The sequence below is a fragment of the Umezawaea sp. genome, assembly GCF_036375055.1.
Classification (GTDB): domain Bacteria; phylum Actinomycetota; class Actinomycetes; order Mycobacteriales; family Pseudonocardiaceae; genus Umezawaea.
On the sequence record NZ_DASUSQ010000038.1, the window covers coordinates 60781 to 85217 of the forward strand.

The following is a 24437-nucleotide window of genomic DNA, read 5'->3' on the forward strand; positions in this document are numbered from 1 at the left end:
ACATTCCCCGAAACCCACGACGGGCAAACGAAAAGGCCCCCCGCGTTCCCGCGAAGGGCCTCCCCAAGCACCGCTGAACCACCTACCGCCGCATGAACGGCGGCACGTCCACCTCGTCGTCCGGGTCGTCCGTCACCGGCAGCGGCCGACTGGGCAGTGAAGACCCCGTCCCGTGCTGGTTGGGCAGGTTGCTCTGCGGGAACGTCCTGGGCATCGTCGGCTGGGGCGTCTGGAACGCCCCGGTGTTCTGCACCGGCTGCGCCTGCTGCGGCACGGCCGCCGGTCGGGGCGGGATCGGCGGCGGGGCCTGCTCCACCGGCGGCTGGGGCGCCACCGGTGCGGGCTGGCTCAGCTGGCCCGACTGGCCGGACACCACGGTGCCCCGCTGCGGTGAGCTGAGCACCTGCGGTTCCAGCTTCTTGTGCGTGGGACCGCCGCTGTCGAAGCCCGCGGCGATCACCGTGACCCGCACCTCGTCGCCGAGCGAGTCGTCGATCACCGTTCCGAAGATGATGTTCGCGTCCGGGTGCGCGGCCTCCTGGACCAGCGACGCGGACTCGTTGATCTCGAACAGCCCGAGGTCGGACCCGCCCGCGATCGACAGCAGCACCCCGTGGGCGCCCTCCATCGACGCCTCCAGCAGGGGCGAGTTGATCGCCTTCTGCGCGGCGGTGACGGCTCTGCCCTCGCCGCGCGCCGAGCCGATGCCCATCAGGGCCGAACCGGCCCCGGACATCACGCTCTTCACGTCGGCGAAGTCGAGGTTGATCAGACCGGGGGTCGTGATCAGGTCGGTGATGCCCTGGACACCGGACAGCAGCACCTCGTCCGCGGAGCGGAAGGCGTCCATCAGGCTCACGCCGATGTCGCCGAGCTGGAGCAGCCGGTCGTTCGGGATGACGATCAGCGTGTCGCACTCGTTGCGGAGCTGCTGGATGCCCTCTTCAGCCTGCTTCGCGCGCCGCTTCCCCTCGAAGGAGAACGGCCGGGTGACGACACCGATCGTCAGGGCGCCCTGCTTGCGGGCCATGGCCGCGATGACGGGCGCGCCACCGGTGCCCGTGCCGCCACCCTCACCAGCGGTGACGAACACCATGTCGGCGCCCTTGAGGACTTCTTCGATCTCTTCGCGGTGGTCTTCGGCGGCCTTGTGGCCGACGTCGGGGTTCGCCCCGGCGCCGAGTCCGCGGGTCAACTCGCGGCCGATGTCCAGCTTGACGTCGGCGTCGGACATCAGCAGTGCCTGTGCATCGGTGTTGACCGCGATGAACTCGACGCCCTTGAGCCCGACCTCGATCATGCGGTTGACGGCGTTCACGCCGCCTCCACCGATACCGACGACCTTTATCACCGCGAGGTAGTTGTGCGGGGGCGTCATCGGATCCGCCTTCCTGATCGTGTTCGTGCCCATGCGCTGGGATGGTGGTCGCCGGGTCAGCCCGGAAGGACCTCCACCCGGATTGAAACCCTCGACCTCAACCAGAGGTCCAGAGTTGTGTCAACCCCGTATGTTGTTTCTGGACGGTATGCACCAGTGGTGCGTCGGTCCAGCAGCCACGCCGTACGCCGCGACACCTATCAGCACTGTGCGCTACCACTACTCGCCGGTCAGACCGTCCAGCAGCTCGCGCACGACGTCCAAGTGCCCTGCGTGCCGCCCGGTCTCCTCGACCATGTGGATCAGCACCCAGCGCACGGAAACCGTGCTTCCGTCACGGAACGGAACCTCGTGGTCGAACTCCAGGCCCGTGACGATCTCGCGACTCACTTCGCACTGCGCAGCGTAGTCGTTCAGCAATCCGGAGATCGTCTCACCCGTCTCGACCCGCCAGTCGGCGTCCGGATCCTCCCGGCTGTAGGGCGCCCGGTCCTGCTTGCCGAGGAGGACCGTCTCGAACCAGTACGCCTCGACCCACCGCAGGTGCTTGACGATCCCGGCCGCCGTCAGCAGCGGCGAGGGCAGCGTCGAGCGCGACGCCTGCTCGTCCGTCAGGCCCTGGCACTTGTACACGATCGTGTCGCGGAGGTAGTCGAGGAACCCGCCCAGCTGAACGCGCTCGCCGCCGGTGAGGGCGGGGTCTACCCGGTCGTCCTTGATGTCCATGCCGGAAGTATCAACGGCCGCCCCGTCGGTCTTCGACCGATTTCGGGAACCGCTCAGGACACCGTCGGCAGCTCGGGGCTGGACACGTCGAAGACGGTTCCCTCCCTGGTCAGCAGCACCTTGAGGACCGCGGCCTTGCGCGCGGTGTCGTCGAGGTCGCCCCACCGCACCTCGCGCCCGCCCGAGAGCGCCAGCTTCACGTCGGCGCCGGTCTGCGCCGACATCGTCAGCACCTCGGCGCGCAGCTCCTCCGGCAGCTGCACCAGGATGCCGACCGCCGACGTCACCGCGGGCTTCGCCTCGACGGGCAGCTGGAGCTCCGGCAGGCCGATGGGCGGCACCGCCACGATCGCGTAGTCCTCGGCCGTGGCGTCGACGAGGTGGACGCCGTCGTTCGCCTTGACGAACGCGACCGGCGACCGCTCGACGATGGTCAGGCGGATCGTGCCGGGCAGGCTGCGGGCCACCTCCACCGATTCGACGCGCGGGAGCTGCCGCACCCGGTCGGCGATGCCGTGGACGTCGACGCGGACGATCGGCGAGCCCTGCTTGACGCCCGCCTTCGCCCTGACCTGCTCGACGGTCAGCTCCTTCGCGCCGCGGACGTCGACCTCGTCGACGCCGAGGAGCGGGGTGAAGAAGATCCCGACGACCAGTCCGACGATGCTCAGCAGGACGAGGAGGGCGACGACCCGCCGCCGCACCACGGTCCTGCGGGTCACCCGGCCCGGTACCCGCCGGGCCCGACGGGCGCGGGCCCGGTCCGCGGCGGGCGACGTCCCGGTGCGGGGTGGCCGACCGCGAACCGGCGTGCTCATGCCTCCTGCCCCAGCTCGCTCACGATCTCCGGGCCCAGCATCGTGACGTCGCCCGCGCCCATCGTGACGACCAGGTCACCCTCGGTGACGAGGCTCGCCACCAGCGCGGGCACGCGGTCGAACGACGGCTCGTAGTGCACCCGCTCCGGCGGCAGCGGCACGGCCTCGGTGACCAGCGCCCCGGTCACGCCGGGCTCCGGGTCCTCGCGGGCGCCGTAGACGTCCAGCACCACGACCTCGTCGGCCAGGCCGAGGGCCGTGCCGAACTCGGTCGCGAACGTGCGGGTGCGCGAGTACAGGTGCGGCTGGAACACGACGACGAGCTTGCCCTCGCCCGCGACCGGGCGGGCGGCCGTGAGCTGCGCGGCCACCTCGGTCGGGTGGTGGGCGTAGTCGTCGTAGACGCGCACGCCCGCCTCGCGGCCCTTGAACTCGAACCGCCGCCGGACACCGCCGAACGCCGCCAGCCCCTCCAGGAGGCCGTCGCGGTCCGCACCCAGCTCCAGACCCGCGAGGAGCGCCGCGAGGGCGTTGCCCGCCATGTGCTCGCCGGGAACGGCCACCTCGACGTCGACGGTCTCGCCGTCGAGTTCGACGGTCGCCAGGCCACCGCCGCCGTGCGGGCGGAAGCCGGTCAGCCGCGCGGAGCCCTTGCCGGACGCGGTCCGGCCGTACGGGCGGACCCGGATGCCGAGCTTGCCCGCGCGCTCGGCCAGCGCCCCGGCGCCGGGGTCGTCGACGCAGGCGATCAGCACGCCGTCGGGCTCGATGCGCTCCAGGAACGAGTCGAACACGGCCACGTACGCCTCGACGGTGCCGTGGTGGTCGAGGTGGTCGGCCTCGACGTTCGTCACGACCGCCACCGACGGCGAGAAGTACAGGAACGAGCCGTCGCTCTCGTCGGCCTCGGCCACGAACACGCCGCCGGTGCCCTGGTGGGCGTTGGCGCCGGACTCGTTGAGGTCGCCGCCGATCGCGAACGACGGGTCGACCCGGCAGTGCTGGAGCGCGACGGTGAGCATCGACGTGGTCGACGTCTTGCCGTGGGTACCGGCGACGCAGGCGACGCGGTGGTCCAGCATCAGCGCGGCCAGCGCCTCGGCGCGGCGCAGCACGGTGATGCCGCGCGACCGGGCCTCGACCAGCTCCGGGTTGTCCTCGCGGATCGCGGTGGACACCACGACCGCCGTCGGACCGCCGTCGAGCTGGTCCAGGTTCTTCGGGTCGTGGCCGACCGCGACCAGCGCGCCCTGCGCGCGCAGCGCGAGCACCGTGCGCGAGTCCTTGGCGTCGGTCCCGGACACCTGGCCGCCGCGGGCGAGCAGGATGCGGGCGATGCCGCTCATCCCCGCCCCGCCGATGCCGACCAGGTGCACCCGCTCCAGCGTGCTCACTTCTTGATCACCTCGAGGACCATCCTGGCGAGAACTTCGTCGGCTTCGCGTCGACCGGTGCCCAGGGTCGCGGCGCTCATCGCGGCCAGCCGCCCCCGGTCGGCCATCAGCGGGACGATCTCGCGGGCGACCCGCTCCGGCGTCAGGTCGGCGTCCATGATCATCATGCCGCCGCCCGCCGACACCACGGGACCGGCGTTGAGGGCCTGCTCGCCGTTGCCGATCGGCAGCGGCACGAACACCGCGGGCAGGCCGACCGCCGACACCTCGGCCACCGTCATGGCGCCGGAGCGGCACAGCACCGCGTCGGCGGCGGCGTAGGCGAGGTCCATCCGCTCCAGGTACGGCACGGGGACGTACGCCGGGGCGCCCGCCATCGCCTGCACCGCCAGGGTGTTCTTGGGGCCGTGCGCGTGCAGCACGCCGATGCCCGCCGAGGCGAACGCCGTCGCCGCACCGGACACGGCCCTGTTGAGCGACTGCGCGCCCTGCGAGCCGCCGAACACCAGCAGCGTCGGGGCGTGCGGGTGCAGCCCGAAGAACTGGCGGGCCTGCGCGCGCAGCGCCATCCGGTTCAGGCCGGTGATCGACCGCCGCAGCGGGATGCCGATGATCTCGGCCTCCGCCAGCCCCGAGTCCGGGACGGCCGCGGCGACGCGCTCGGCGAACTTGGCACCGACCTTGTTGGCCAGCCCCGCCTTCGCGTTCGCCTCGTGCACGACGATCGGCACCCGGCCGCGGGCCGCGAGGTACGCGGGCAGCGCCACGTAACCGCCGAAGCCGACCACGACGTCCGCGTGGTAGCGCTCCAGGATCTCCCTGGTCCGGCGCACCGAGTCGCGGACCTTCAGCGGCAGCTTCAGCAGGTCCGTCGTCGGCTTGCGCGGCATCGGCACCGGCGGGATGAGTTCGAGCTGGTAGCCCCTGGCGGGCACCAGCTTCGACTCCAGGCCGCGCTCGGTGCCGAGCGCGATGACCCGCGCGTCCGGCCGCAGCCTCATGACCGCGTCGGCCAGGGCCAGTGCGGGCTCGATGTGCCCCGCGGTGCCGCCTCCGGCGACCACCACGCACGGTCCGCCCCGTTGGGGAACCCGGTCCTGCCCCGTCACGCGTTTCCTCCTAGATCGACTGCACGAGTTGTGCGACTAGCGCCCGTCACGACCGGTTCGCCGGTTGCGGGCTGATCTGTCCTGGGTCGCCTTGCGCGATTCGCGGCGACGGTACTCCGACGGTGGTGCGGACCTCCCGGCCATCCGCCGTTCGTCCGGCGGCTGGGGTGCGGCGGCCCGCCTGCCCGGTGCGCGCGGCGGCGACGACGGCCGCACCGGCTTGCGCTTGGGCGGCGGCTTGTAGGCCTCCGGCGCGGGCAGCCGCAGCACGCCGCCGACGCGGCCGGGACCGATGTGCCGCAGCGCGGACACCGCCTCCGCCTCGTGCCGGGCGCAGCTCGCCAGCAGACCGAACACGACCATGGTCGTCACGACGGACGTGCCGCCGGAGGAGATCATCGGGAGCGTGATGCCGGTGACCGGCAGGAGCCGGACGACGTAGCCGATGTTGATGGCGGCCTGCGCGACCAGCCACACCGTCAGCGTCGCGGCGACCATCCGGATCCACGGGTCGGTGTTGCGGGCGGCGATCCGCAGCCCCACCACGGCGAGCATGGCGAACAGGCCGAGGACCATGGCGCAGCCCACGAAGCCGAGTTCCTCGCCGATGACCGCGAAGATGAAGTCGCTGTGCACGTTCGGCAGGTAGTCCCACTTGGAGCTGGCCTGGCCGAGCCCCTTGCCGAACAGCCCGCCCTCGGCGAGCGCGTACTCCGCCTGCTGCGCCTGGAGTCCGGCGCCCAGCGGGTCGGCCTCGGGGTCGAGGAACGACACCAGCCGCTTGAGCCGGTAGGTCGCGCCGATGCCGAGCACGATCGCGCCGCCGACCGCGCCGAGCAGCAGCACGCCGAACACCCGCATCGGGGCCCCGACGAACCACAGCAGGCTGAGCAGCACCACGCCGAGCGTGATCGTGCCGCCCAGGTCGGGCTGGAGCATCACCAGCGTGAAGATCCCGAGCCCGACGGGCACCACCGGCACCAGCAGGTGCCGGTACTGGTTCAGCAGCGCCCGCTTGGTCACCAGCACGTGCGCGCCCCACAGCGCCAGCGCGAGCTTGGCCGCCTCGACAGGCTGGAACGACACCGGCCCCACGACGAACCAGGAGCGGGTGTCGTTGATGTCCGTGCCCAGCGGCGTCAGCACCAGCACCAGCAGCAGCACGCACACCAGCATCGCCATCGTGCTCAGGTGCCGGACCTGGCGCAGCGGGATCCGCAGCGCCACCCAGAACAGCACCGCGCCGACGGCGACGTAGGTGAGCTGCTTCTGGAACACCGAGTACGCCGACTGCCCGACGGCGACCTCACCGGGCACCGACGCCGACAGCACCATCACGAGCCCGATGGCGGTCAGCAGACCGAAGATCGCCAGCAGCAGGTGGAAGTCCGCCAGCGGACGGCTCAGCCACGCCGTCAGCGAACCCTTGACCCCCACGACCCGCCGCCGCCGCGGCTTGGCGGCCTTGACGGCGCCCGTCGGCCGGTCCACCACCGTCACGTCCCCACCACCGCAGTCATGTCCCTACTGTTACACGGCCGCTCCCCCGGAGGCGGCAGGCTCGGCCGCCTCCGGCCTCGCGCGGTGGTCGCCAGGGCGATCACGTCGAAGAGCCCGCCTTCTCGTGCTCGACCAGGTGCAGCACCGCCTCGGTGAAGGCGTGGCCCCTGTGGGCGTAGTCGGTGAACATGTCCATGGACGCCGCGGCGGGTGCCAGGAGCACCACGTCGCCGGGCTGGGCCAGTTCGCGGGCGGCGTGCACGACCGTCGCCATGGCGTCGCGGTCCGTCGCGTCCACCAGCGCGCACGGGACGTGCGGGGCGTGGCGGCGCAGCGCGTCGGCGATCTCCTCGCGGTCCGCCCCGAACAGCACGACGGCCCGCAGCCGGTGCGCCTCGGCGGCGACCAGGTCGTCCACCGACGCGCCCTTGAGCAGTCCGCCCGCGAGCCACACGACGCTGCCGTGCGAGCGCAGCGACGCGACGGCCGCGTGCGGGTTCGTGGCCTTGGAGTCGTTGACGTAGGTGATGCCCGCGGACTCGGCCACGACGACCGCGCGGTGCGCACCGGGCCGGAAGTTCAGCAGCCCCCGGCGCACGGACTCGGCCGGGACGCCGTACGCGCGGGCCAGCGCGGCCGCGGCCAGGGCGTCGGCCAGTCCGGGCGGGCCCGCGGGGAGTACCTCGTCGACCTCGATCAGGTCCTCGTCCACGCTGAACGCGCGGTCGACCAGCCTGCCGTCCACGATGCCCAGCTGGCCGTCGACGGGTTCCCCGAGGGTGAACCCGACGTGCCTGCCAGACGGGGCGGCCTTGAGCAGCGCGGCCACCAGCGGGTCGTCGACGCCGCCGACGGCGATCTCACCGGACAGCACGCGCGCCTTCGCCTCGGCGTACGCGGTCATGCCGCCGTGCCAGTCGAGGTGGTCCTCGGCCAGGTTGAGCAGCACGCCCGCGAACGGCCGCACGGACGGCGACCAGTAGAGCTGGAAGCTCGACAGCTCGACCGCCAGCACCCGGTGGCCCGCCAGCAGGGCGTCCACGACGGGCAGGCCGACGTTGCCGCAGGCGACCGCGTCGATGCCCGCGGTGCGCAGGATCGACTCCAGCATCCCGACGGTGGTGGTCTTGCCGTTGGTTCCGGTGACGGCCAGCCAGACGGGCGGGTCGGCCAGCTCGGCGGCCATCCGCCACGCCAGCTCGACCTCGCCGACGACCTCGATCCCCGCGGCGGTGGCGGCGGCGAGCAGCGGGCTCTCCGGCCGCCAGCCCGGACTGGTGACGACCAGGTCCGTGCCCTGCGGCGGTTCGGTCAGACCGGGCACCAGCGAAACACCGGACAGCAGCGTCTCCAGCGCGAGCAGCCGGTCGGCCGAACCGTCCGTGACGGTCACCTGCGCGCCCGCGGCCAGCAGGGCTTCGGCGGCGGAGCGGCCGGTCACGCCCGCTCCCGCCACCAGGACGTGCTTGCCGTCGAGGAAGGTCGTCACCGGGTTCAACTCCCGACCGCGGTCAGCCACTCGCTGTAGAACAGGCCGAGCCCGAGCATGCAGCAGATGCCCGCGAGCAGCCAGAACCTGATGATCACCGTGGTTTCGGCCCACCCGGCGAGTTCGAAGTGGTGGTGGAACGGGGCCATGCGGAAGAGCCGCCGCCGGGACGTGCGGAAGACCGCGACCTGGAGCACCACCGACAGCGCCTCGACCACGAACAGACCGCCGATGACGACCATCAGCAGCTCGGTGCGGGTGGTGATGGACAGACCGGCCACGAGACCACCGAGCGCGAGCGAGCCGGTGTCACCCATGAAGATCTTGGCCGGGGCCGCGTTCCACCACAGGAAGCCGATGCAGCCCGCCATCGCGGCGGCGGCGATCAGCGCGAGGTCCAGCGGGTCGCGCACGTCGTAGCAGCCCGCGAGCGGCGAGGTGGAGCAGTTGTAGCGGAACTGCCAGAAGCTGATGACCACGTAGGTGCCGAACACCATCGCCGAGCTGCCGCCCGCGAGGCCGTCGAGGCCGTCGGTCAGGTTCACGGCGTTGGACCACGCGGAGATGGCGGCGTAGCAGAACACCACGAAGCCGACGACGCCGAACGACACCACGGGGATGTCGCGGACGAACGAGAGGTTCACCGACGCGGGCGTGATGCCCTCGCGGTTGGCGAACTGCACGACCAGGACCGCGAAGATGATGGTGGCCACGAACTGGCCGACCAGCTTCGCCGTCTTGTTCAGGCCGAGGTTGCGCTGCTTGCGGATCTTGATGAAGTCGTCGAGGAAGCCGACGATGCCGAGCGACGTCGTCAGCATCAGCACCAGCAGGCCGGACGCGCTCGGCGTCTGCCCCTGCGCGGAGTCCGACATGGCGTTCACCGCGTGCGCGCCGAGGTACCCGGCCCACATCGCGATCAGGATCGCGACGCCACCCATGGTGGGCGTGCCGCGCTTGGTCTTGTGGCTCTGCGGACCCTCTTCCCGGATCTCCTGGCCGAACCCCTGCCGGGAGAAGACCTTGATCAGGTACGGGGTCAGCATGATCGAGACGAGCAGCGCGATGGCCGCGGCGATCAGGATGCTCTTCACTTGGTGCCCGCCTCCAGCAGCGCGTCCGCGACCCGCCACAACGCGGCGGCCTTCGATGCCTTCACCAGCACAACGTCATCTCCCCGCAGCTCCTCGCGCAGTAGCGCGATCGCCGCCTCGACGTCCGGCACCAGCACCGACTCCTCTCCCCACGAACCTTCGAGGTTCGCGCCCTGGTGCATCGGCCTCGCCTGCTCGCCGACCACAACCAAACGACTGATGTCCAAGCGGACCGCCAAGCGCCCGATCTCGTCGTGCGCTGAGACGGTGTTGTCCCCCAGCTCACCCATGACGCCGAGCACCGCCCAGGCGCGCCGCCTGGGGTTGCCCGCGCGCGCCATCGTGGCGAGCGTCTTCAGTGCGGCGCTCATCGACTCCGGGTTCGCGTTGAAGGAGTCGTTGAGCACGGTCACGCCGTCGGGACGGGTGGTGACCTCCATGCGGCGGTCGGACCGCCGCTGCGCGGTGGACAGCCAGTCCGCGACCTGCGCGGTCGTGGCGCCCAGTTCCAGCGCGACCGCGGCGGCGGCCAGCGCGTTGCCGACGTGGTGGGCGCCGTGCAGGTCGAGTTCGACCGGCGCGCTGCCCTCCGCCGTCACCAGCGTGAAGCGGGCGCGGGCCTGGTCGTCCAGCTCCACGGCCTCGGCGCGCACGTCGGCCGTGGACTTCTGGCCGACGAACACGACCCGCGCCTTCGTGCGCTCGGCCATCGCGGCGACCAGCGGGTCGTCGGCGTTGAGGATCGCCACGCCGTCGGCGGGCAGCTCCTCGACCAGTTCGCCCTTGGTCTTCGCCACGGCCTCCTGCGAGCCGAACTCGCTCAGGTGGGCGGTGCCGACGTTCAGCACCGCGCCGATGCGCGGCGGCGCGGTGCGGCACAGCGCCGCGATGTGGCCCGGTCCGCGGGCGGACAGCTCCAGCACCAGGTGCTTGGTGGCCTCGGTCGCGCGCAGCACGGTCCACGGGTGGCCCAGCTCGTTGTTGAACGAGCCGGGGGGCGCGACCGTGGAGCCGAGGTGCTCCAGCAGCTGCGCGATGAGGTCCTTGGTCGACGTCTTGCCGGACGAGCCGGTGACGCCCACCACGGCGAGCCCGTCGGCGGCCAGCGCGTCCGTCACGTGGCGGGCCAGCTTCGCCAGCGCGGCGAGCACGGCGGCTCCCGAGCCGTCGGTGTCGCCGGTCAGCGCCACCGAGCGGCGGTGCGCGTCGTCGACCGGCGGCACGACCACGGCGGGGGCGTCGACCTCGCGGGCCGCCAGCACGCCCACCGCGCCCGCGGCGACGGCCGAGGCGGCGAAGGCGTGGCCGTCGACCCGGACACCGGGCAGCGCCACGAACAGGCCGCCCGGCCCGACGGCGCGGGTGTCGAACTCCACGGAGCCGGTCACGACGGTGCGGCCGACCTCGTCCGCGCTCGACCCCGCGAGCAGGGCGTCGGGCACGTGCAGGGTCCCACCGACGATCGTGGCGATCTCGGCGAGGCTGAGTCGGATCACGTGCGGGCTCCCCTGATCGCGGCGGCGAGCGTGTCCACGTCCGAGAACGGCTGGATCACGCCCGCGACCTCCTGGCCGGTCTCGTGGCCCTTGCCCGCGACGACGACGACGTCACCGGGACGTGCCTGGGCCACGGCGTGCTCGATGGCGGCCCCTCGGTCGCCGATCTCCACGACCTCACCACGCTCGCCCTCCGGCACCGCGAGCGCCCCCGCCAGCATGGCCGCCCGGATGGTCGCCGGGTCCTCGCTGCGCGGGTTGTCGTCGGTGACGACCAGCAGGTCGCTGCGCCGCGCCGCCTCCTCGCCCATCAGCGGGCGCTTGGCCGTGTCGCGGTCGCCGCCGCAGCCGAGCACGGTGATGACCCGGCCCTCGACCTGCCTGCGGACGGCGTCGAGCGCCAGCGCCACGGCGGCGGGCTTGTGCGAGTAGTCGACGACGGCGGTGAACGCCTGGCCCTCGTCGACGCGCTGCATCCGGCCGGGCACCCGCACGGCCGACAGGCCCGCCTGGATGTCCGCCGGGGCGACCCCCGCGGCGTGCAGGCAGCCGATGGCCAGCAGCGCGTTGGCGACGTTGAACGAGCCGGGGAGCCGGAGCGTGATCGGCAGCGCGAGCCCGTCCGGGCCGTGCGCGGTGAACGACTGCTCGCCGGTCGGCGTCACGGACACCTCGCCGGAGGTCCACGCGGCGTCGGTCGTCATCGCCACGGTCACCGTGTCCGGCGTGACCAGGCGGCGACCCCACTCGCCGTCCACGCAGACCACCTCGGTGCGGGCGCGGCCGTCGAACAGCTGCGCCTTCGCCCGGAAGTAGTCCTCCATGTCCGGGTGGAAGTCCAGGTGGTCCTGCGACAGGTTGGTGAACGCGCCGATCGCGAACTCGGTGCCCGCGACCCGACCGAGGTCGAGGGCGTGGCTGGACACCTCCATCACGACGTCGAGCACCTCGCGCTCGACCATGACGGCGAGCAGCGCCTGGAGGTCGGGCGCCTCGGGCGTGGTGAACGCGCTGTCCAGGCGCTCACCGGCGATGCGGGTCTCGACCGTGCCGATGAGGCCGGTGCGGTGGCCCGCGGCGCGCAGCGCGGACTCGACCAGGTAGCTGGTCGTCGTCTTGCCGGACGTGCCGGTGATGCCCCAGACGGCGAGCTTCGTGGACGGGTAGCCGTAGACGCGGGCGGCGAGCAGGCCGAGCACGCCGCGCGGGTCCGGGTGCACCAGCACCGGCACGCGCGCGTCGCGCAGGGCGGGCCGGGCGGCGCCCGCTTCGTCGGTGAGGACGGCGGCGGCCCCCGCGGCCAGCGCGCCTTCGACGAAGTCGGCACCGTGCGCACGCGCGCCCGGCAGGGCGGCGAAGAGGTCTCCGGGGACCACGTGCTGGGCGCGCAGCGTCGCGCCGCTCACCCGCACGTGGGCGTAGGTGGGCGTGGTCAGGTGCGCGTCGACCACCGAGGCGAGCTCGGACACGGTGACAGGCTGGATGCGGGAAGGGCGAGGCGGGGCGGTCGCGACCTTGCCCTGGAGCTTGGCAGGCACGCGCGGAAGGCTACCGGCGCACGGAGCGTGGCCGACCGGCGCATGCGCGTTCGGCGGGTGATCAGCCAAGATCGAACTCTCCGCCCGCTCGGTGGTCCAAGGTGGACATCTCGTCGTCCCGCCCGGAAACTACACGGCCACGGGGTCGCTCCGACGACCGCGGTGGCTCCGGACCGCACCTGATTCCCCGGTGCCGCAAGGCTTGTGACGTCCGACGGGCCCTCGCGGTTGCCCGTGCTGCGACATCGGCCGCGGTGTCCCGATCGGACCGACGACGGTCTTCACGGGGACATCCGGTCACGGAGCGGGGTGAACGCGACCACCTCCGCGGCGGACCGGGCGGCCACCGCGTGGACCGGTGGGACGCAGATCACGTCCCGTGGCGAGCCGTGCTCACGGCGTGAGCGTGATCAGCGGGGACTGCTCGGCCGACAGCGGCACCTGGTACCGCTGGGCCAGGTACGAGGCGATGTCGTGGAACAGCGGCGCCGCGGAGCTGCTGAACGGCGTGCCCGTGGGCCCGTCGAGCATGATCCCCACGACGTAGCGGGGGTTGTCCGCGGGCAGGATGCCCGCGAAGGTGATCCAGTAGTCGGTGCTGCTGTACCGGCCGTCCGGGTCGATCTGCTGCGCCGTGCCCGTCTTGCCCGCGATCTGGTAGCCCGACAGGGCGGCGGCGGCACCGGTTCCGGTCTGGCCCGGCGCGTCCTGCACGACCGAGCGGAACATCTCGCGCACCGTCTTCGCGGTCTCCGGGCTCACCACGCGGACGGCCTCCGGCCGCTCGGTCTCCTTGCGGGAGCCGTTGCCGTCGACCTCCGCGCGGATGATCCTCGGCGGGATGCGCAGACCGTCGTTGGCCATCGCCTGGTACATCCCGGTCATCTGGAGCAGCGTCATGCTCAGGCCCTGCCCGATCGGCAGGTTGCCGAACGTCGACCCCGACCACTGGTTGAGCGGCGGGACCAGCCCGGCCTCCTCGCCGGTGAGGCCGGAACCGGTGCGCTTGCCGAGCCCGAACTTGCGCAGCAGGTCGGCGTACCGCTCCTCGCCGAGCTTCTGCGCGGCCATCAGCGTGCCGACGTTGGAGGACTTGCCGAACACGCCCGTGAACGTCATGTCGAGGTCGCCGTGCGGCCAGGCGTCCCTGATCCAGCGGTCGGCGACCTGGATGCGGCCCGGCACCGTGAGGACCTCGTCCGGCTTGAACAGCCCGTCCTCGATCGCGCCCGCCGCGGTGATGATCTTGTTCACCGAGCCGGGCTCGTACACCGAGGTCACCGCGATGTTGCGCTTCTCGTCCTCGGTGGCCTTGCCGAAGTTCGCCGGGTCGAACGTCTTGTCGTTCGCCATGGCCAGGATCTCGCCGGTCTTGCTGTCGAGCACCACCGCCGAGCCGCTCTTCGCGCCGCTCTTGGCCGTGTAGTCGGTGACCATGTTCTGCACGACGTACTGGGTGTCGATGTCGAGCGTCAGCTCCAGGCTCTTGCCCGGTGTCGCGGGTTCCAGCTCCCGGTCGCGGTCGGCGCCGGGGATCACGACGTCACCGCCCTGGATGGTGTCCACGACCCGGCGGCCGTTGCGGCCCGCGAGCAGGTTGTCCTGCGAGCTCTCCAGCCCGAGCTGGCCGTGCGTCGCGCCGGGCGTCATGTCCTTGCGCCAGTTCGCCGCGCCGACGATGTTCGACGCCAGCTTGCCGTTGGGGTACACCCGGACCGCGCGGAACTCCGAGCCGATCTCGTTGAACTGCTTGCGGATCGCGGCGGCCTTCGTCGGCTCGACGTTGTCCACCAGCTCGATGTAGGTGGTGTCCCTCAGCAGCTTCTCGGTCATGGTCTGCTCGTCGGTCCTCTGACCGTCGACCTCGGTGCCGAGCACCTGCTGGATCGCCGCCCCGATGGCCTTGGCGTGGTCCTCGAAGCTGCCGATCGACGGGTCCTTCTCCAGCTGCTCGGCCCAGTTCTTGCGCATCAGCTTCGGCACGGCGTAGAGCGCCCGCGCCTCGATGCTGAACGCGAGCTGGTTGCCGTTGCGGTCCAGGATCGCCCCGCGCTCGGCGGGGATGTCCTGCGGCGTGGCGCGCTGCTGCTGGGCCTTGAGCGACAGCTCGGCGGCCTCGAAGCCCTGCACCTGCACGAGCTTGATCCCCGCCAGCAGCAGGGCGCTGACGAGCAGCAGCCGCCCGACCGTGAGGCGGACGCGGGCGTTGGCTCCCCGCCGCTTGGCCGGACGGGTCGCCCGCACCGACAGCGGACGTCGTGCTTGCCTGCCGCTGCTGGGCCCCGGCATGACTAACCTCCTGGCACCGCTGGCGGCTGTTGGGCTTGCGTGTCGGTCGGTGTCTGCTGCTGCTCGCCGGGCGGCGGCGTCGCGGACTGGCCGGTGGTCGGCGCGGTCGTGCTCGGCGCGGTGGTGGCCGACGGCGGGGGCGCGGGGGCCTCCACGGCGGAGGGCTTGCCGTAGACCTCGACCGTGCCGTCCGGGAGCTGCTTGAGCTTCGCCGGGTCGCCCGCGAGCACCAGCCCGAGCTTCGCCGCGGCCTCGGCGAGCTTGGTCGGCGACTCCGCGAGCGCGACCTCCTGGCGCAGCTGCTCGACCCGCAGCGAGAGCTGCGTGGCCTGGTTGTGCGCTTCCTGGAGCTTGTAGGAGTCGGCGGCGGCCTGCGTGGACAGCCACATGATCGTGGCGAGGCCGACGATCAGCATGGCCATCACCATGACGACGAACGGCGCCTTGGCCACCGGGCCCGGCTTGCGCCGCGGCGCGGCGACGCTCCCGCCCCTGAGGTTCTGGGCGCGCTGGGCCCGCCGGGCGTAGGCGCGCTCGGTCGAGGCGGACCTGGACCGCGGCGAGCCCGCCGGTGCGGGAACGGACTTGAGGGCGCGCTCGCGCGGCTTCTCCGGGCGGGGCCGCGGGTTCGGCGAGGTGCCGCCCGCCCTGGCTGGTGCGGTCACTACGCCTCCTCGATCCGTTCCGCGGCCCGCAGGCGGACCGGTGCCGCCCTCGGGTTCTCCTCGATCTCCTGCTCGTTGGCCAGCTCGGCGCCCTTGGTGACGAGCTTGAACCGCGGCCCGTAGCCGGGCAGTTCCACGGGCAGGCCCTGCGGACTGCGCGACACCGCGACCTCGGCGATGGCCCGCTTGACCATCCGGTCCTCCAGCGACTGGTAGGCCTCCACGACGAGCCGCCCTCCGACGCCGAGCACCGACAGCGCGGCGGGGAGCGCGAGCCGCAACGACTCCAGCTCCTCGTTCACCTCGATGCGCAGCGCCTGGAACGTCCGCTTGGCCGGGTGGCCGCCGGTGCGCCTGGTCGCCGCGGGCACGGCCGCGTACAGCAGCTCGACGAGCCGCCCGCTGTTGGTGAACGGCTCGCGCTCGCGCTCCCGGACCACCGCGCCGACGATCTTCTTGGCGAACCGCTCCTCGCCGTAGTCGCGCAGGATCCGCACCAGGTCGCCGGGCGGGTAGGTGTTCAGCACGTCCGCCGCGGTCTGGCCGGTGCCCGCGCTCATCCTCATGTCCAGCGGCGCGTCCCTGGAGTACGCGAACCCGCGCTCCCGGGCGTCGAGCTGGAGCGAGGAGACGCCGAGGTCCATCAGGACGCCGTCCACGTGGGACAGTCCGAGGTCCGAGACGGCGTCGGCGATGCGGTCGTAGGTGACGTTGACGAACGTGACGCGGTCGCCGAAGTCCGCGAGCCGCTTGCTCGACAGCTCGATGGCCTGCGGGTCGCGGTCGAGGCCGATCAGCCTGAGCCGGGGGTGCGCCCGCAGCAGGGCCTCGGCGTGACCGCCGAGCCCGAGGGTCGCGTCCACCACGACGGCGGGCCGGTCGGCCAGTGCGGGAGCCAGCAGCTCGAGGACGCGGTTCAGCAGGACCGGTACGTGCCGTGGTCGCTCCGCCATCTCAAGCCCCCTCCCTTGCTTCGTGATCGACCGCCACAACGTGGAGATCGGGTGTCGTCAGGTCCCCGCCCGCCCGTCGAACCTGGCGCCGGGGAAGGTGCGCCAGGGCCGAAAGCCGAGCGGACCGAGGCCTCACGGCACCCGAACCACGTCGTGCTCTACTCACGGCCGATCAGAAGACGCCAGGGAGGACCTCCTCCCGCGCTTCGGCGTAGCTGTCCTCATGGGCCTCGAGGTAGCGCTGCCAGGCCTGGGAGTCCCAGATCTCCAACCGGTTGATGGCGCCGATGACCGCGCACTCCTTGGTCAAACCGGCGTAGTTGCGCAGCTCCTGGACGATCGAGATGCGGCCCTGCCCGTCCGGCCGCTGCTCGTCCGTGCTGGCGAACAGGTAGCGCTGGTAGGCGCGAACGGACTCGTTCGTGAAGGAGGCGCTCGCGACCTTCGTCGCCATCTGCTCGAACTCGGCTCGCGGGAACACGAAGAGGCAGTGGTCCTGGCCCTTGGTGACCATGACACCCCCCGCTAGCGCATCCCGGAACTTCGCGGGCAGCGTCAGCCGACCCTTGTCGTCCAGCCTGGGGAGGTGAGTGCCGAGGAACATGGCACCTCCACACCTCCTGCCGACCGGACTCCGAGCGGCAGTGGAGCCCCCGTCAGCCCCACCGGGCGCCACAGTACCCCACTTTTCACCACAGTCAACGCTGAAACGGGTGTTTCCATCGGGTGCCGTTTGATATAACCGCAGGTAGAAGGCTTGCGAGCGGCGTGGAGCCAGGTGGGGGAAGCGAGCGACACCCACCTCCCCGAGTGAGCTTCCAGGGCCGTTTTGCCACCCGGATGGACCAGTGAAATCGGCGAAAACGGGTTCGCGGACGCCCGTGGTGGGGAATCGTGGGGATGGGGGAAAATGAACCGCTGTGCAACCCCGCACGTCCTCACTACCGTCAGGATCCTGTCGAATCGGGGGTAGGGCACTTCGCCCTGGTTTGACACACTGCGTGAAACGCTCACCGCTTCCGTGCACCGGTCGCGGGCGAGCCCCGCTCCAGGAGGTCGAGTGACCCCGAGTACCCAGCCAGCAGCACTCCCGGACCACGCGTTCGGACAGGGCGCGCAGGCCGTCAACCCCACGGTGAACAGTGCTGCCCACGCACCGCAGACGCGACCTGACGACGTGCTCGGAGAGCTGCACACCGCGGTCCAGCGGATCGCCGCCAACGTGGAGAAGGTCCTCGTCGGCAAACCCGACGTGGTCCGGATCTCGCTGGTCGCCCTGCTCGCCGAGGGTCACCTGCTGGTGGAGGACGTGCCCGGCGTCGGCAAGACGTCGCTGGCGAAGGCGCTGGCCCGGTCGATCGACTGCACGGTGAGCCGCATCCAGTTCACCCCCGACCTGCTGCCCAGCGACATCACCGGGTCGTCGATCTACAACCGGCAGGGCAACGAGTTCGAGTTCCGGCCAGGCCCGGTGTTCGCGAACATCGTGGTCGGCGACGAGATCAACCGCGCCTCCCCCAAGACGCAGTCCGCGCTGCTGGAGTGCATGGAGGAGCACCAGGTCACCGTCGACGGGAAGACCTACCCGCTCGGTGCGCCGTTCATGGTGATCGCGACCCAGAACCCGATCGAGATGGAGGGCACGTACGCGCTGCCCGAGGCCCAGCGGGACCGGTTCACCGCACGCGTCTCCATCGGCTACCCGGACCCGGCCGCCGAGCTGGCGATGGTCGACGAGCACGCGGGCACCAACCCGATGGACGAGCTGCGGCCGGTGTCGGACGCCGCGCAGATCCTGAAACTGGTGCAGACGGTCCGCCGGGTGCACCTGTCGCAGGAGATCCGCCGGTACGCCGTGGAACTCGTCTCGGCCACCCGCAGGCTGCCCGAGCTGCGGCTCGGCGCGTCCCCGCGGTCCACGCTGCACCTGGTCCGCGCCGCTCGCGCGCAGGCCGCGCTGGCGGGCCGCGACTTCGTCGTCCCGGACGACATCCACGCCGTCGCGGTCCCCGTGCTGGCGCACCGGCTGGTGCTCACCGCCGAGGCGCAGGCCGCCCGCCGCTCCCCCGCCGACCTGGTCCGCTCGCTGATCCAGCGGGTGCCCGTGCCGCAGGCGACGGCGTCGCCGAACGGCCAGTTCCCCAAGAACGCAGGGACGAACCGCTGAGATGCGCGGAGCCCTCTCCGGCCTGACGACCCGCGGCCGCTGCCTGCTCGCCGCGGGGTTCGCCGCCGGGCTGTGCGCGCTCGTCCTCAACGAGCGCGACCTGCTCAGGGTGGCGGCCTTCGTGGTCGCCCTGCCGCTGCTGGCGGCGTGGCTGGCCACCCGAGCCAGGGTCGGGCTGCACGCGTCCCGCTTCCTGCACCCCAGCCGGGTGCCGGTCGGCTCCGCGACCGAGGTGCGCGTCGAGCTGCGGAGCACCGGCAGGCTGCCCACCGGCGGCCTGCTCCTGGAGGACAACGTCCCGTACGCGCTCGGCAGCAGGCCCCGGTTCGTGGTGGAGCGGCTGCCCCGCAGCACGGCCACCGCGCTGCGCTACCCCCTCAAGCCCGTCATGCGCGGCATCCAGCAGGTGGGCCCGCTGATGGCCCGCATCACCGACCCGTTCGGGCTGGTGGAGTACGACCGCGAACTCGCGGGCCGCAGCAGGCTGGTCGTGGTGCCCCGGATCACCGGGCTCAGCGGCCTGCCCAGCGGCTCCGGCATGGGCGCGGGCGACGACGGCTCGATCCGGCTGCGCAGCGGCCAGGGCGAGGACGACGCGATCGTCCGCGAGTACCGGCACGGCGACGACCTGCGCAAGGTGCACTGGCGCTCGACGGCCCGCCGCGACCAGCTCATGGTCCGCGTGGAGGAACGCCCGTGGCGCGGCGGCACGACCGTGCTGCTCGACCACCGGCTGACCGCGCACCGCGGCAGCGGTCCGAGCGCGAGCCTGGAGTGGGCCGTCTCCATGACCGCCAGCATCTGCCTGCACCTGCACCGCTTCGGCCACCAGGTGAAGCTCGTCGCCGAGGACGGCCGCGTCCTCGCGGGCGGCTCGGGCGACGGCGGCCACAGCGACGCCGTGGTGCTCGACTCGCTGGCCGCCCTGCAACCCTCGCACCGCAAGGAGTTGGCGGCAGGCCTCGACCCCGGCGCGGGCCAGGAGGTCATCGCCGTGCTCGGCGCGTGCACCCCGGCCGTCGTGGACGGGCTCGTCCGCTACCGGCCGCGCGGCATGCGCAGCCTCGCCGTGCTGCTCGACGTCGGCGAGTGGGCGGGCTCGACCGAGGACCCGTCGCCCGACGTGACCGAGGCCCAGCGCCTGCTGCACATCGCGGGGTGGGGCGTGTCGATCGCCAAGCCCTCCAGCCCGATGAACCAGGTCTGGCAGGAGCTGTGCCACAGCGCGGGCAACCGGGGCCCCGTGGTGCGCACGGAGGTCGGCTGATGCCGCGACCAGCCCCGTCCCCGACCACCGACCGAACGCCGCGCACCTCGACCACCCACCCGTCGAGCCGCGTGAGCCGGGTCCGGCACGAGCTTCACCACGGCAGTCCCGTGGTGCCCACGGAGGTTGGCTGATGCCCGGAGCTTTTCAGCAGAGACCGCCCGCGGCGGCACCTCCCGGCCGCCCCCCGGCCGCCGGGGGGGACTGGTCGGGGTCGGTGACGCCCGCAGTCGCCGCGCTCGCGGTGGTGTGCTCGGCGACGGCGCTGTCCGGTGTCGTCACCGGCGGGCTGTGGATCTTCTACGTGCTGATCGCGGTCGCCGTGGTCAGCGGCACCGGCCTGCTGCTGCGCGCGGTCCGGCTGCCCGCCCCGCTGGTGGGCATCGGCCAGATCCTCGCGCTGCTCTGCCTGCTCGTCACGCTGTTCACCAGGACCGGTTTCCTGGTCGTGCTGCCCGGTCCCGAGTCGCTTGGCGATCTGTGGTCGGTGCTCGGCAACTCGATCAGCGAGGTGCAGACGGGCGTGCCGCCGGTCGCGGAGAGCCCCGCGATGCGCTGCCTGATCATGCTCGCGATGGGTCTCGTCGCGGTCCTCGTGGACACCCTCGCCGTCGGCGCGGCGGCCCCCGCGGCCTCCGGTCTGGTGCTGCTGTGCGTGTTCGCGGTGCCCGCGTCGCTGGCCGACGAGATGCTGCCGCTGTGGACGTTCGTGCTGGGCGCGGCCTCGTTCGCGCTGCTGCTGGTGGTCGACGGCCAACACCGGCACGAGGCGTGGCGAGGACGGATGAGCGGCACCGGGGGCAGCAGCTCCGGCGGCGCCGCCACCGCCGTGGCGGGCATGGCCGTGGTGATCGCGCTGTTCGCGGGCGCCACCTTCACGCTGATCGGCACCGTGGGCAGGCTGCCCGGCACGGGCACCGCGGCGGGCGGCGGCGCCGACGGGCTCGGGCTCAAACCGCTGACCGAGCTGCGCGGCATGCTCAGCCAGGGTGAGACCAGGGAGATGTTCCACGTCCGCGGCCTCCCGGACTCGGCCTACCTGCGGGCCATGACGCTCCAGCAGTACGACCCCGGCAGCGGCGAGTGGTCCGTCGGCGGCGCGCTGTCCGAGGGCAGCCCTGCGCGGGGCGACCTGCCCCCGCAGCCCGGCGACCCCGGTGACGGCAAGACCACCAAGGTCCAGATCGACCCGGTCGGCTGGAACGACGTGTGGCTGCCCGTCTACGGCAAGCCCCGCAAGATCGAGAACACCGACGACACGTGGCGCTTCGACAACGCCCGCGGCATGATCTACAGCCTCAAGAAGCACAAGGTCGGCCCGTACACGCTGGAGACCGTGCTGGAGAACCCGTCGGCCGACGAGCTGCGGCGGGCCAACGGCAGCGCCGAGGGCGTCGACCCGGTGTACTTCCAGATCAACGGCATCGACCAGTCGATCACGGCGCTGGCCAGGACCGTCACCCAGAACGAGAGCACCAAGTTCGACAAGGCCACGGCGCTGTACCGGTACTTCACCGACGGCACGCAGGGCTTCAAGTACTCGACGAAGACCGAGGGCGACTCCAACGCGGACGCGCTGGTCGACTTCGTGATCAACAGCAAGACCGGCTTCTGCCAGCAGTACTCGGCCGCGATGGCCGTGATGGCCCGCTCGATCGGCCTGCCCGCCAGGGTGGCCATCGGCTTCACCGGCGGCTACCCGACCGACGACTACAAGACCATCACCAGCCTCGACGCGCACGCGTGGGTGGAGATCTACTTCGCGGGCCACGGCTGGATGGTCTTCGACCCCACGCCGCTCACCGACGGCCGCGGCGTCATCCCGTCCTACATCGGCGGCACCGGCGACGACGGCCAGGCGCAGGCCCCCGACGAGGGCGACCAGTCCGCGGCAGCCTCCTCCAGCGCGGTCCCGACCACCAGCTCCGCCGCGCCGGTCGTCGACGCGCAGGACCTGGCGGGCGCCACCCCGGTCGAGACGACTCCGGGCTGGCACTGGATCACGCTGGCCGTGACCGGCGGCCTGGCCGCTCTCCTGACCGCGCTGCTGTTCCTCATGCCCTCGGTGGGCGCCCTGGCGTCGTTCCACCGCCTGCCCTGGGCCCGTCCGGCCGTGGCGGCGGCGGCCGCCGCCTCCTGGGCCCTCACGGTCGCGCTCCTGATCGCCCTGTTCTCCTGGTGGCTCGCGGTACCGCTGCTCCTGCTGGCGGTGGCGGCGTCCCCGGCCGCGATCCGCGCGCTCCGCCGCCACAACCGCCTCCAGTCCATCGCGGGCCTGGGCGCTCAGGCCGCGAACGCCGCGTGGGAGGAACTGATCGCGGAGTCCGTGGACCGCGGCACCCGCATCCCGCCGACCGAGACGGTCCGCGTGGCGGCCCGCCGCATGGCCCGCGCGCACAACCTCGACGAACAGGGCCGCGACGGCCTGCGCTCCGTCGTGGGTGCCGTCGAGCGGTCCTGGTACAGCGGCCGAGCGGACGCCGACCCGCAACTGCCGCAGGCGGTGGACGACGTGCGCCGCAGCCTCTCCCGCAACGCCCCCCTGGCCCTGCGGGCCAGGGTCCTGCCCCGGTCGGTGCTCCAGCCGACCGTGCCGGACGAACCCGAGGACTGAACCGAGCGCGGGTGTCGGCTGGATCTGCCCGACACCCGCGCTCCACGTCCCGACCGCGTGGGGCGCGGTCCGGTGGCGCGACGAGCCGACCCGCCGGCAGCCTTCTCGCCTTCAGATCCCCATCCGCCGGGGCCTCCACGGACGCACCGCACGACCGGCGGTCTCCGGTTCACGCGTGGTTCCCGGTCGTCGGCGATCCGGGCGACGTCGGACCGGTCGAACGCACGCGAAGACACCGCGGCCCGCCCCTCGGCGGGGCGGGCGCGCGGTGCGGATCTTCGGTTCGGAGTTCTACTCGTCCTCGAAGCGGCGACGGAAACGTTCTTCCATCTTTTGTGAGAACGAGCTGCGGCTGCGGCTGGGCCGGCTGCCTTCCTGCTCTGCCTCCTCGGAAACCTGATCACCGCGACGAAGGGTCGTCAGGGTGACCAGCACGCCGAAGAACATCAACAGGAAGCCGACCACGCTCACCACCGGGATACCAGCGAGCTTCGGCAACATCACACCCGTGACGAGCAACGCCACACCCACGGCGAACAAAGCGATGCCCTGGATACGACGCCGTCGAGACGGTTTGCGCAGCTTGGCGCCACGCACAGTGGATGCGAACTTCGGGTCCTCGGCGTAGAGCGCGCGCTCGATCTGGTCGAGCAGTCGCTGCTCGTGCTCGGAGAGTGGCATGGCTCCTCCTCCGGCACAGCGGTCGCGGGCGCCGGGTGTTCACGGTTGCCGCCGGTCCCGGCGGACGCCCCCCCTGGGGGCGTCATCCCCCAGGATACGATCCGCAGAGCCCGCCGACTACCCAGTCTGGGCTCCCAAGCGGTTGGTTCTGTCACCATCATCCTCACGGGTCAATGGTCAGACCACCGTGAGGTGACGGTTCGGACCCGTACCGGAACCGCGCGTAACCGCATTACTGCAGGTGCAGCCCTTTCCACGCGACGAAAACCATCGAACGGGTTCGGCTACTGATCTTGAGCCCAGAGGTCACTCCGATGGCGTAACGACGTCGACCTCAGCGGAAATTTGACCACCCATGATCACGCTCTTGCTCTGAGCGCCGGGTGACACAGGTGTGCGACGGCTCAGCGCGGGTCACGGAGATCACCCGCGGGTGTTTTGAGGTGTCGGTGGGATCGGACTGTGAAGGCCTCCTGTCGTGGTGAGGCTCGGTGGGGTCGGGCGGGCAGGCCGCGGTGGGGGCCGGCAGACCTTGGGTTCGGGCATCGGGGTCCGGTGGCCTGCTGTGTGGATCCGGGTCGGCTTCGGCGGAGCGGGTGGTGGCTGGACCGGCGGACCGGTATTCGGACGAGCCAGCGCGGCGTTGCCTGGTGGGTTGGCGGACCGATAGATCGACCGGGCCGATGAGTTGCCGGGGCGTGGCTCGACGGGCCGGCGGGCCGGCGGGCCTGCGGGTCGGCGGGTCGGCGGGTCGGCGGGTCGGCGGGTCGAGGCACGGTGTCCTCGGCGTCATCGACAAGCGCCTTGCGTTGGTGGTTGCGGAGGGGGCGGCTGCCGGGGGTTGGTAGTTGTCACTGGCGGTTGTCACGTGGAGGCGTCGGCGGCCGAAGGTGAAGGCGGCGGGTCTGTCCTCGGAGCCAGATGAGCAGGGTGGCCAGGTCGGTCATGCCTCGGTGGGACACGGCGGTCTTGTCGAAGCGGGTGGCGTTGGCGCGGAACTGCGTGAGCCGGTTGAAGCGGCGGTCGACCGCGGTGCGTCGTGTGCAGGCGGTGCGGTTGAAGGTCGGTGGGTGTCCGTCTGTCCGGCTTTGGTGCTTGTGGTCGGCGTGCTGGTCACGGCGTTGCGGGATCGAGGCCGGGATGCCATGTGTGCGGGTGGGCGCGGATGGTCTTGGTCGAGTAGTCCTTGTCCGCGAGGACGCGTGCGGACTTGGTCGCTGGGCGGCCGGGCCGTCGAACGTGAGGTGGCTCCTGGTGGT

18 protein-coding genes are annotated in these 24437 nt (G+C 72.1%); 3 read left to right on the forward strand and 15 right to left on the reverse strand.

The window, feature by feature from the left end:
• Nucleotides 1-82 precede the first annotated feature (82 nt).
• From ftsZ to mraZ, 14 genes are all read right to left on the reverse strand, one after another.
• Nucleotides 83-1378, reverse strand: coding sequence for a cell division protein FtsZ (ftsZ, locus tag VFZ92_RS11650; RefSeq protein WP_330875956.1), 1296 nt, complete (start codon nucleotides 1376-1378; stop codon nucleotides 83-85).
• 219 nt (nucleotides 1379-1597) lie between these two features.
• Nucleotides 1598-2104, reverse strand: coding sequence for a DinB family protein (locus VFZ92_RS11655; RefSeq protein ID WP_330875872.1), 507 nt, complete (start codon nucleotides 2102-2104; stop codon nucleotides 1598-1600).
• Between the two features lie 53 nt (nucleotides 2105-2157).
• Complete coding sequence (locus VFZ92_RS11660) at nucleotides 2158-2922, reverse strand: cell division protein FtsQ/DivIB (protein ID WP_330875873.1); 765 nt, start codon at nucleotides 2920-2922, stop codon at nucleotides 2158-2160.
• Complete coding sequence (gene murC / locus VFZ92_RS11665) at nucleotides 2919-4316, reverse strand: UDP-N-acetylmuramate--L-alanine ligase (RefSeq protein ID WP_330875874.1); 1398 nt, start codon at nucleotides 4314-4316, stop codon at nucleotides 2919-2921. Before murC ends, VFZ92_RS11660 begins: the two co-directional genes overlap by 4 nt.
• The gene (gene murG, locus VFZ92_RS11670; protein WP_330875875.1) at nucleotides 4313-5425 is read right to left on the reverse strand and encodes an undecaprenyldiphospho-muramoylpentapeptide beta-N-acetylglucosaminyltransferase; all 1113 of its coding nucleotides are present in this window, start codon (nucleotides 5423-5425) and stop codon (nucleotides 4313-4315) included. Before murG ends, murC begins: the two co-directional genes overlap by 4 nt.
• A 36-nt stretch (nucleotides 5426-5461) precedes the next feature.
• Nucleotides 5462-6925, reverse strand: a complete 1464-nt coding sequence (gene ftsW / locus VFZ92_RS11675; protein ID WP_414719868.1) for a putative lipid II flippase FtsW — start codon at nucleotides 6923-6925, stop codon at nucleotides 5462-5464.
• 100 nt (nucleotides 6926-7025) lie between these two features.
• Nucleotides 7026-8414 (reverse strand): UDP-N-acetylmuramoyl-L-alanine--D-glutamate ligase, encoded by a 1389-nt coding sequence (gene murD / locus VFZ92_RS11680; protein ID WP_330875876.1) that lies wholly within the window; start codon nucleotides 8412-8414, stop codon nucleotides 7026-7028.
• 5 nt (nucleotides 8415-8419) lie between these two features.
• Nucleotides 8420-9508 (reverse strand): phospho-N-acetylmuramoyl-pentapeptide-transferase, encoded by a 1089-nt coding sequence (mraY, locus tag VFZ92_RS11685; RefSeq protein WP_330875877.1) that lies wholly within the window; start codon nucleotides 9506-9508, stop codon nucleotides 8420-8422.
• Entirely contained in the window at nucleotides 9505-11004 is a 1500-nt protein-coding gene (locus VFZ92_RS11690; RefSeq protein WP_330875878.1) for a UDP-N-acetylmuramoyl-tripeptide--D-alanyl-D-alanine ligase, read from the reverse strand. Before VFZ92_RS11690 ends, mraY begins: the two co-directional genes overlap by 4 nt.
• Entirely contained in the window at nucleotides 11001-12473 is a 1473-nt protein-coding gene (locus VFZ92_RS11695) for a UDP-N-acetylmuramoyl-L-alanyl-D-glutamate--2,6-diaminopimelate ligase (protein ID WP_330875879.1), read from the reverse strand. Before VFZ92_RS11695 ends, VFZ92_RS11690 begins: the two co-directional genes overlap by 4 nt.
• Nucleotides 12474-12935: 462 nt before the next feature.
• Nucleotides 12936-14831, reverse strand: a complete 1896-nt coding sequence (locus tag VFZ92_RS11700; protein WP_330875880.1) for a penicillin-binding protein 2 — start codon at nucleotides 14829-14831, stop codon at nucleotides 12936-12938.
• A 2-nt stretch (nucleotides 14832-14833) separates the two neighbouring features.
• A complete protein-coding gene (locus tag VFZ92_RS11705) occupies nucleotides 14834-15496 on the reverse strand; it encodes a hypothetical protein (protein WP_330875881.1) in 663 nt (220 codons plus the stop codon).
• Nucleotides 15496-16449, reverse strand: coding sequence for a 16S rRNA (cytosine(1402)-N(4))-methyltransferase RsmH (gene rsmH, locus VFZ92_RS11710; protein WP_330875882.1), 954 nt, complete (start codon nucleotides 16447-16449; stop codon nucleotides 15496-15498). The genes VFZ92_RS11705 and rsmH overlap by 1 nt, the downstream gene beginning before the upstream one ends.
• Nucleotides 16450-16621: 172 nt before the next feature.
• A complete protein-coding gene (gene mraZ / locus VFZ92_RS11715; protein ID WP_330875883.1) occupies nucleotides 16622-17053 on the reverse strand; it encodes a division/cell wall cluster transcriptional repressor MraZ in 432 nt (143 codons plus the stop codon).
• A 456-nt stretch (nucleotides 17054-17509) separates the two neighbouring features.
• Between mraZ and VFZ92_RS11720 the strand changes: the two genes are divergently transcribed.
• The 3 genes from VFZ92_RS11720 (at nucleotide 17510) to VFZ92_RS11730 (ending at nucleotide 22497) form a co-directional block, all read left to right on the forward strand.
• Complete coding sequence (locus VFZ92_RS11720) at nucleotides 17510-18616, forward strand: AAA family ATPase (RefSeq protein ID WP_414719869.1); 1107 nt, start codon at nucleotides 17510-17512, stop codon at nucleotides 18614-18616.
• Between the two features lies 1 nt (nucleotide 18617).
• Nucleotides 18618-19883 (forward strand): DUF58 domain-containing protein, encoded by a 1266-nt coding sequence (locus VFZ92_RS11725; RefSeq protein WP_330875884.1) that lies wholly within the window; start codon nucleotides 18618-18620, stop codon nucleotides 19881-19883.
• Between the two features lie 217 nt (nucleotides 19884-20100).
• Nucleotides 20101-22497 carry a DUF3488 and transglutaminase-like domain-containing protein gene (locus tag VFZ92_RS11730; RefSeq protein ID WP_330875885.1) on the forward strand — a complete coding sequence of 799 codons (2397 nt, stop codon included), beginning with the start codon at nucleotides 20101-20103 and terminating at the stop codon, nucleotides 22495-22497.
• Between the two features lie 291 nt (nucleotides 22498-22788).
• Here VFZ92_RS11730 and VFZ92_RS11735 read toward each other — a convergent pair whose 3' ends face one another.
• Complete coding sequence (locus VFZ92_RS11735) at nucleotides 22789-23178, reverse strand: DUF3040 domain-containing protein (protein WP_330875886.1); 390 nt, start codon at nucleotides 23176-23178, stop codon at nucleotides 22789-22791.
• Nucleotides 23179-24437 lie beyond the last annotated feature (1259 nt).

What these genes read in the sequence shown, in the direction of transcription:
- VFZ92_RS11725 (WP_330875884.1), top strand. Translation starts at nt 18,618, where the DNA reads ATGCGCGGAGCCCTCTCCGGCCTGACGACCCGCGGCCGCTGCCTGCTC.
- VFZ92_RS11660 (WP_330875873.1), bottom strand. Translation starts at nt 2,922, where the DNA reads ATGAGCACGCCGGTTCGCGGTCGGCCACCCCGCACCGGGACGTCGCCC.
- mraZ (WP_330875883.1), bottom strand. Translation starts at nt 17,053, where the DNA reads ATGTTCCTCGGCACTCACCTCCCCAGGCTGGACGACAAGGGTCGGCTG.
- VFZ92_RS11700 (WP_330875880.1), bottom strand. Translation starts at nt 14,831, where the DNA reads ATGCCGGGGCCCAGCAGCGGCAGGCAAGCACGACGTCCGCTGTCGGTG.
- ftsZ (WP_330875956.1), bottom strand. Translation starts at nt 1,378, where the DNA reads ATGACGCCCCCGCACAACTACCTCGCGGTGATAAAGGTCGTCGGTATC.
- VFZ92_RS11655 (WP_330875872.1), bottom strand. Translation starts at nt 2,104, where the DNA reads ATGGACATCAAGGACGACCGGGTAGACCCCGCCCTCACCGGCGGCGAG.
- VFZ92_RS11735 (WP_330875886.1), bottom strand. Translation starts at nt 23,178, where the DNA reads ATGCCACTCTCCGAGCACGAGCAGCGACTGCTCGACCAGATCGAGCGC.
- rsmH (WP_330875882.1), bottom strand. Translation starts at nt 16,449, where the DNA reads ATGGCGGAGCGACCACGGCACGTACCGGTCCTGCTGAACCGCGTCCTC.